The sequence below is a fragment of the Sinorhizobium sp. BJ1 genome (assembly GCF_002531555.1).
GTDB lineage: Bacteria > Pseudomonadota > Alphaproteobacteria > Rhizobiales > Rhizobiaceae > Sinorhizobium > Sinorhizobium fredii_B.
The window spans coordinates 37337-44936 of the sequence record NZ_NWTH01000040.1; the positions used below are offsets into that span (position 1 = coordinate 37337).

7 protein-coding genes are annotated in these 7600 nt (G+C 62.7%); 1 reads left to right on the top strand and 6 read right to left on the bottom strand.

Annotated elements, in window-relative coordinates:
• Position 1: 1 nt before the first annotated feature.
• The 6 genes from CO676_RS29940 to CO676_RS29965 are packed head-to-tail and all read right to left on the bottom strand — an operon-like array spanning position 2 to position 6225.
• Positions 2-1600: a GMC family oxidoreductase N-terminal domain-containing protein gene (locus tag CO676_RS29940; RefSeq protein ID WP_097523755.1), complete on the bottom strand. Its 1599-nt coding sequence runs from the start codon at positions 1598-1600 to the stop codon at positions 2-4.
• Between the two features lie 35 nt (positions 1601-1635).
• Positions 1636-2637, bottom strand: a complete 1002-nt coding sequence (locus CO676_RS29945) for a branched-chain amino acid ABC transporter permease (RefSeq protein ID WP_041414698.1) — start codon at positions 2635-2637, stop codon at positions 1636-1638.
• Positions 2630-3517 (bottom strand): branched-chain amino acid ABC transporter permease, encoded by an 888-nt coding sequence (locus tag CO676_RS29950; protein ID WP_097523756.1) that lies wholly within the window; start codon positions 3515-3517, stop codon positions 2630-2632. The genes CO676_RS29945 and CO676_RS29950 overlap by 8 nt, the downstream gene beginning before the upstream one ends.
• A 3-nt stretch (positions 3518-3520) precedes the next feature.
• Complete coding sequence (locus CO676_RS29955; RefSeq protein WP_014766086.1) at positions 3521-4222, bottom strand: ABC transporter ATP-binding protein; 702 nt, start codon at positions 4220-4222, stop codon at positions 3521-3523.
• Position 4223: 1 nt separating this feature from the next.
• Positions 4224-5006: an ABC transporter ATP-binding protein gene (locus CO676_RS29960; RefSeq protein WP_014766085.1), complete on the bottom strand. Its 783-nt coding sequence runs from the start codon at positions 5004-5006 to the stop codon at positions 4224-4226.
• Between the two features lie 13 nt (positions 5007-5019).
• The gene (locus CO676_RS29965; RefSeq protein ID WP_097523757.1) at positions 5020-6225 is read right to left on the bottom strand and encodes an ABC transporter substrate-binding protein; all 1206 of its coding nucleotides are present in this window, start codon (positions 6223-6225) and stop codon (positions 5020-5022) included.
• A 245-nt stretch (positions 6226-6470) separates the two neighbouring features.
• Between CO676_RS29965 and CO676_RS29970 the strand changes: the two genes are divergently transcribed.
• The gene (locus tag CO676_RS29970; RefSeq protein WP_014766083.1) at positions 6471-7415 is read left to right on the top strand and encodes a LysR family transcriptional regulator; all 945 of its coding nucleotides are present in this window, start codon (positions 6471-6473) and stop codon (positions 7413-7415) included.
• Positions 7416-7600 lie beyond the last annotated feature (185 nt).

Sequence of the window (7600 nt, forward strand, 5' to 3'; positions counted from 1 at the left end):
TCTAGGGACGGTTTGCCGCGAGGATCATCGCGGCCGCCTTTTCGGCGATCATGATGGTCGGCGAATTGGTGTTGCCGGAGGTGATCGTCGGCATGATCGAGGCGTCTGCGATGCGCAGGCCCTCCAGTCCGCGTAGCCGAAGTTCCGGGTCGACGACGCTCTCCGGGTCCGCACCCATGCGGCAGGTGCCGACGGGATGGAAGATCGTCGTGCCGATGTCGCCGGCGGCCCGCTTCAGCTCCTCGTCCGTCTCGTAGCTCGGCCCTGGCTTGAACTCGACCGGTTTGTAGCGCGCGAAAGAGGGCTGCGAGACGATGCGACGGGTAAGCCGGATCGCCTTCACCGCCACGTCGCGGTCGGCTTCGGCGGTGAAATAGCGCGGGCGGATGTCGGGTGCGGCGGCGAAATCCGGGCCCTTCAGATGTACGGAGCCGCGGCTCGCCGGCCTCAGATTGCAGACGCTGGCGGTGATCGCCGGGAAGGAATGCACCGGTTCGCCGAATTTTTCGAGGGTCACCGGCTGGACGTGATACTGCAGGTCCGGCGTGTCCTTCTCGGGACCCGAGCGGGTGAAGATGCCGAGCTGGCTCGGCGCCATCGCCATCGGCCCGGAGCGGCGGACGAGATATTCGAGGCCGATCGCCGCCTTGCCGATGAGTGAGCTCGCCTTCTCGTTCAGCGTCGGAACGCCCGTGACCTTGTAGGCAAGGCGCAGTTGCAGATGATCCTGCAGGTTCTCGCCGACGCCAGGCAGTTCGTGACGGACGTCGATGCCGTGGGCCTGCAGAATTTCCGGACGGCCGATGCCGGAGAGTTCCAGGATATGCGGCGAGCCGATCGCCCCGGCCGAAAGCACCGTCTCGCGCCGAGCGCGTACGCTTTTTGTCACGCCGTCATGCTGGAACTCGACCCCGGCAACGCGTCCCTTTTCGAGGATCAGCTTGCGGACATGCGCCTTGGTCAAGATCGTCAGGTTGCGCCGCTGCCTTGCGGGCTTCAGGAAGGCCTTGGCGGTGTTCCAGCGGATGCCGGAGCGCTGATTGACGTCGAAATAGCCGGAGCCTTCGTTGGTGCCGCGGTTGAAATCGTCGGTTTCGGGGATGCCCGCCTCGCCGGCTGCCTTCTGGAAGGCATCGAGCACCGCCCAGCGGACGCGCGCCTTCTCGACCCGCCATTCGCCGCCCGCGCCGTGCATATCGTTCGCACCGCGATAGTGGTCCTCGGATTTCTTGAAAAAGGGCAGCACGTCGTTCCAGCTCCAGCCGGTGCAGCCAAGCTGACGCCAGAGGTCGTAGTCGCGCGCCTGGCCGCGCATGTAGATCATGCCGTTGATCGAGGAGCAGCCGCCGAGCACCTTGCCGCGCGGATAGCCAAGCGACCGGCCGTTGAGGCCCTCTTCAGCGGCCGTGGTGAAACACCAGTCGGTGCGCGGATTGTTGATGCAATAGAGATAGCCGACCGGAATGTGGATCCAGTGATAATTGTCGCTGCCGCCGGCCTCGAGCAGCAGCACGCGATGGGCCGGATTTTCCGACAGACGGTTGGCGAGGACGCAGCCGGCGCTCCCCGCTCCGACGACGATGTAGTCGAACGTTTCCATGAGCTTTCTCTTGTTCGGATCCTATGGACCCAGGGTCAGTGCTTGTGCCGGTGCTCGAAGCCGAGCCTGCGGCCGAGCCGCGAGTTGTAGAACTCGCCGACGATGCCGCGGCGGAACAGAAGCACGCAGACCATGAAGACGACGCCGGTAATGATCGTCACCGGAAATTCCGAGGTCGCCAGATAATTCTGCAGCGTCACGACGAGTGCGGCGCCGAAGAGCGGTCCGATCAGCGTTCCGATGCCGCCGAGCAACGTCATCAGGATGACCTCGCCGGACATCTGCCAGCCGACGTCGGTCAGCGTCGCGAACTGGAAGACCAGCGCCTTCAAGCCTCCGGCAAGGCCGGTCAATGCCGCCGACATGACGAAGGCGCCGAGCTTGTAGTTCCTGACCGAATAGCCGAGCGAGATCGCCCGCGTTTCGTTTTCCCGGATCGACTTCAGGATCATGCCGAACGGCGAATTGATGATCCGCCAGATGATGGCAATGCCGATCACAAAAACGGCGAGCACGAAGTAATACATGTTCGAGGACTGCGAGAGGTCGATGAAGCCGAACAGATGGCCGCGTGGCACCGACTGGATGCCGTCCTCGCCATGCGTGAACTCGGCCTGAAGGCAGAAGAAATAGAACATCTGCGCCAGCGCCAGCGTGATCATCGCAAAATAGATGCCCTGGCGGCGAATGGCGAAGAAGCCGATGACCACGCCGAGGAGGGCGGCGCCGACAACGCCGGCAAGGATGCCGAGTTCGGGCGGGAAGCCCCATTCCTTGACCGCATGGGCGGTGAAATAGGCCGCCCCGCCGAAGAAGGCGGCATGGCCGAAGGAGAGTAGCCCCGTATAGCCGAGCAGCAGATTGAAGGCGCAGGCGAAGAGCGCAAAACACAGAATCTTCATCAGGAAGACGGGGTAGAAGAACAGGGGGGCAAGCAGGAGAAGCGCGAGACCCACGCCGAGAAACACCGTCTGGACGACGATCGGTGTGCGTTCCTTCTGCTTTTCAAGTTCGAGTGTCAGCGTCATATCAAGCATCCCGGCCGAAGAGGCCCGCGGGTCTCAGCAGGAGAACGATGGCCATGATCACGAAGATCACGATGTTGGAGGCCTCCGGATAGAAGACCTTGGTCAGGCCCTCGGCGACGCCGAGCAGGTAACCGGTGACGATCGCCCCCATGATCGAGCCCATGCCGCCGACCACCACCACGGCGAAGACGACGATGATGATGTTAGATCCCATCAGCGGCGACACCTGGTAGATCGGAGCGGCGAGCACGCCGGCGAGTGCGGCGAGCGCCGCGCCGAGGCCATAGGTCAACGTCAGCAGGAACGGCACGTTGATGCCGAAGGATTGCACGAGTACCGGGTTTTCCGTGGCGGCGCGCAGATAGGAGCCGAGCTTGGTTTTCTCGATGACGAGCCAGGTCCCGATGCAGACGAATAGCGAGAAGGCGATCGCCCAGCCGCGATAGATGGGTAGGAACATGAAGCCGAGATTAGCGCCGCCGGCCAGCAGAGCCGGCGTCGCATAGGGCTGTCCCGAAGCGCCGTAGAGGTAGCGGAACGTCCCCTCGACCGTCAGCGCCAGGCCGAAGGTGAAGAGCAGGCCATACAGCGGGTCGAGCGAATAGAGGCGCCTCAGCATGGTGCGCTCGATGATGGCGCCGATGAGGCCGACGAGGAGCGGTGCGAGGATCAGCGCCGGCCAGTAGCCGATGCCGAGATGCGCGAGCAGCAGCCAGGCGATGAAGGCGCCGAGCATGTATTGCGCGCCGTGGGCGAAGTTGATGACGCGCAACAGGCCGAAGATGATGGCAAGTCCGAGGCTCAGGAGCGCATAGAAGGAGCCGTTGATGAGGCCGATCAAGAGCTGTCCGAGAAGGGCCTGGAGCGGAATTCCGAAGATCGTCGTCATGACTTACACCCCGAGCACGTCATGCAGCATGTCCATGCGCTCGGAAAGCTCCGAGACCGGAAACTCGCCTGCGACCCGGCCATGGTCCATGAGATAGAAGCGGTCGGCGACCTTGCTGGCGAAACGGAAGTTCTGCTCGACCAGGAGTACGGTCATGCCGCGCTCCTTCAGTTTCTTCAGCACCTCGCCAATGCGCTGGACGATGACCGGGGCGAGCCCTTCGGTCGGCTCGTCGAGCAGCATCATCCGGGCACCGGTGCGCAGGATCCGGGCGATCGCCAGCATCTGCTGCTCGCCGCCGGAGAGCTTGGTGCCTTGGCTGTTGCGACGTTCGTGGAGATTGGGAAAGAGCTCGAAAATCTCGTCGATCGTCATGCCGCCCTGAGCGACCGCCGGCGGCAGTAAGAGGTTCTCATAGACGGAGAGCGTCGAGAAGATGCCGCGCTCCTCGGGAACGAAGCCGAGGCCGCGGTGGGCGACGCGATGGAGCGGCACGCGGATCAAATCCTCGCCGGCGAAGGTGATCTCGCCTTTGCGCTCGCGCACGATGCCCATGATCGCCCTGAGCGTCGTCGTCTTGCCGACGCCGTTGCGGCCGAGCAGCGTCACCATCTCGCCCTCGCCGACAGTCATGTCGACGCCGTGCAGGATGTGGCTCTCGCCGTACCAGGCGTTGAGGCCGGAGACTTTCAGCAACGGTTTCATCTCAGGTTTCCTCCGTGCCCATATAGGCGGTGCGCACCCGCGGATCCTCGGAGACAGTCGCGTAGTCGCCCTCTGCAAGGATCTCGCCGCGCTGAAGCACGGTGACGTGATGGCAGAGCGTGGCGACGACGGAGAGATTGTGCTCGACCATCAGCACGGCGCGCTCGCTCGCCACCTCGCGGATGATCTCGGCCACCATGCCGACATCCTCGTGGCCCATGCCGGCCATCGGTTCGTCGAGCAGCAGGACCTTCGGGTCGAGCGCCAGGGTGGTGGCGATCTCGAGGACGCGCTTGCGGCCGTAGGAGAGGTCGGCAGCGACGGCGTTGCGTTCCTTGTCGAGGCCCACGGAGCGGATCAGTTGTTCGGCCTTGCCGTTCAGGGCATCCAGCGCCGAGAGCGGTTTCCAGAACTGGATCGCCAGGCCGTTCGGCCGCTGCAGCGCGACGCGGACATTGTCGATGACGGTCAGGTGCGGGAACACCGCCGAGATCTGGAAAGAGCGCACCAGGCCCATGCGGGCCACCTTGTCGGGTGCAGTGCTGGTGATGTCCTCGCCGAGCAGCGTGATCGTCCCGCGGGTCGGCTGCAGGAACTTGGTCAACAGGTTGAAGACGGTGGTCTTGCCGGCCCCGTTCGGGCCGATCAGCGCATGCACGCGGGCATGATGGACATCGAGGTCGACGTCCTTGACGGCGGTGAAGCCGCCGAAGTCGCGGCGGAGTCCGCGGGCGGACAAAACCACCCGCGGCGCTCCATTCTCCAAAGGCGCGGCGACGCTCATCGCTTGTCGCCGGTCAGGATTTCACGAGGTCGCAGCCGCTCTGGGCCGGATCGATGAAGGCCTCCTTGCCGGGAATGGTCGCAAGAACCTTGAAGTAATCCCATGGCTCCTTGCTCTCTTCCGGCTTCTTCACCTCGAGCAGATACATGTCATGGATCATGCGGCCATTCGCTGCCACCGTGCCGTTTTCAGCGAAGACGTCGTTGACCGGCATCGCGTGCAGTTCCTTGGAGACCGCGTCGGCATCGTCGGTGCCGGCCTTTTCGATCGCCTTCAGATACTGCGTGACGGCGGAATAGGTGCCGGCATGGACCATGTTCGGCATCTTGCCGGTGCGCTCCATGAAGCGCTTGCCGAACTTGGTGCTTTCCTCGTTGCGGTTCCAGTAGAAGCCCTCGGTGAGCGTCAGCCCCTGCGCGGCCTCTAGCCCGAGGCCGTGGACCTCGGCGAGCGTGAAAAGCAGCGCCGCGAGACGCTGGCCGCCCTGGACGATGCCGAATTCGGCTGCCTGCTTGATGGCGTTCGATGTGTCGAGGCCGGCATTGGCAAGCCCGATCACCTTGGCGCCGGAAGACTGCGCCTGCAGCAGGAAGGACGAGAAGTCGGTGGTGGCGAGAGGATGGCGCACCGCGCCGACGACCTTGCCGCCGCTTTGCTTGACGAAGTTGCTTGTGTTTTCCTCGAGCGAATAGCCGAAGGCATAGTCGGCGGTCAGGAAGAACCAGCTGTCGCCGCCCTGCTTGACGAGCGCACCGCCGGTGCCGACTGCGAGCGAATAGGTGTCATAGGCCCAGTGGAAGCCATAGGGGCTGCATTGCTTGCCGGTGAGCTCCGTCGTCGCCGCGCCGGTGACGATGTCGATCCTTTTCTTCTCTTTCGAGATCGCCTGAACGGCAAGCGCGACCGACGAGGTCGTAAGCTCCATGATGCTGTCGACCTGCTCGGTATCGTACCATTGTCGGGCGATGTTGGAGGCGATGTCGGCCTTGTTCTGGTGATCGGCAGTCACCACCTCGACGGGGACGCCAAGCACCTTGCCGCCGTAATCCTCGACCGCCATCAGCGCCGCTTCATAGGAGAATTTGCCGCCGAAATCGGCATAGACCCCGGATTGGTCATTGAGAATGCCGATCTTGACCTTGCCGTCGGACGCGTCGGCAAGAGCGGCGGTGCTGCTGGCGAGCAGCATTGCGAGCGTTGCGATCAGTTTCTTGTTCATCTGTCCTCCTCCCAAAGAATCATTATGGCCACACGGGTTGGTCGTCGGGAAACACATAGGACTCCACCGTTGCCTTTCGAGGCCTCGGCCGCTTCCCCTGCACCGCTCTGTTCAAATTTGGCCAGACATGCTCCTCAAATGCCCCGCCTGACATTCACCATCCAGAAAATTCTACTTGGAAGCAAGTCGGTTGAACCGTAAATTGCAAACAGCATCTGTTCATTTTTGAACAGAGGGGAGAGGGCATGAATCCGAATTTCACCTGGGACGACCTGCAGTTCTTTCTGGCGGTGGCGCGCACCGGCCAGCTCTCCACTGCGGCGCGGCGGTTGCGCACCAGCCACGCGACGGTCTCCCGCCGCATCGATCGGCTGGAATTTGCCCTGAAGGTCAAGCTCTTCGAGCGCAATCCGCGCGGCTACGTGCTGACGAGCATGGGTCAACGCTTCGTCGAGACTGCCGAACGGATCGAACGGGAGACGGAGCAGCTCCAGCACGACATCAGCGATGGCATGACCGCGCAACGCGGTGTCGTGCGGCTGAGCACGCTCGAGGGTTTTGGCAATTTCTTTCTTTCCGACCGGCTAGCCGAATTCGCCAGCCGCTATCCGAACATTTCGCTGGAGCTCGTGGCGATCCAGCAGATCATGTCGCTGTCTCGCAAGGAGGCGGATATCGCCGTGGCGCTCGCCGCGCCCAAGGCCGGCCCCTACCATTCCGAGGTGCTGACGCCCTATACGTTGCATGTCTATGGGGCGCGAAGCTATCTCGCCCGGCAGCCGATGATCCGGACGCGCAACGATCTGAGCTCCCACCGCTTCGTCGGCTATATCGAGGATATGATCTTCACGCCGGGGCTCGACTATCTCGGCGAGATCCAGCCGGGGCTGCGCGCCCATTTCCAGAGTTCGAGCATCCTGACGCAGCTGAAGGCGGCGCGGCAGGGGCTTGGCCTCTGCGTGCTGCCCTATTTCATGGCGAAGGACGAACCCAACCTTCAGATCGTGCTGCCGGAGGAAATCGAGCTGAAACGCACCTATTGGCTGATCTGCCATCGCGACCTGATGGCGATGCCGCGGGTCAGGGCGGTGCGCGACTTTCTGGTTGAAGCAGCCAGGGAGAGCCGCGGCTCCTTCCTCAGGGAAGGCGCCCCGGCAATCGGCCAGAAGCGTCCTCTTGAAGAGCAATGAAGCGTTAACCATATAAGGAACACGCCCCAGGGGCTTCTCTCCTTGTGCAGATGTCCAGGACGCGCCGTCGATTTCGAGCGCTTTTGCACTCGCGTTGAAATTGCGTTACAAATCAACAGCTTACAAATTTCTATCTTTTTTTTGAAGAAGTCTGTTGACGTGTTGGAGGTGGTGGGTCTATAAGC

Excerpts from the sequence above, each read along its gene's own strand:
- CO676_RS29940 (WP_097523755.1), bottom strand. The coding sequence starts at position 1,600 with ATGGAAACGTTCGACTACATCGTCGTCGGAGCGGGGAGCGCCGGCTGC.
- CO676_RS29945 (WP_041414698.1), bottom strand. The coding sequence starts at position 2,637 with ATGCTTGATATGACGCTGACACTCGAACTTGAAAAGCAGAAGGAACGC.
- CO676_RS29950 (WP_097523756.1), bottom strand. The coding sequence starts at position 3,517 with ATGACGACGATCTTCGGAATTCCGCTCCAGGCCCTTCTCGGACAGCTC.
- CO676_RS29955 (WP_014766086.1), bottom strand. The coding sequence starts at position 4,222 with ATGAAACCGTTGCTGAAAGTCTCCGGCCTCAACGCCTGGTACGGCGAG.
- CO676_RS29960 (WP_014766085.1), bottom strand. The coding sequence starts at position 5,006 with ATGAGCGTCGCCGCGCCTTTGGAGAATGGAGCGCCGCGGGTGGTTTTG.
- CO676_RS29965 (WP_097523757.1), bottom strand. The coding sequence starts at position 6,225 with ATGAACAAGAAACTGATCGCAACGCTCGCAATGCTGCTCGCCAGCAGC.
- CO676_RS29970 (WP_014766083.1), top strand. The coding sequence starts at position 6,471 with ATGAATCCGAATTTCACCTGGGACGACCTGCAGTTCTTTCTGGCGGTG.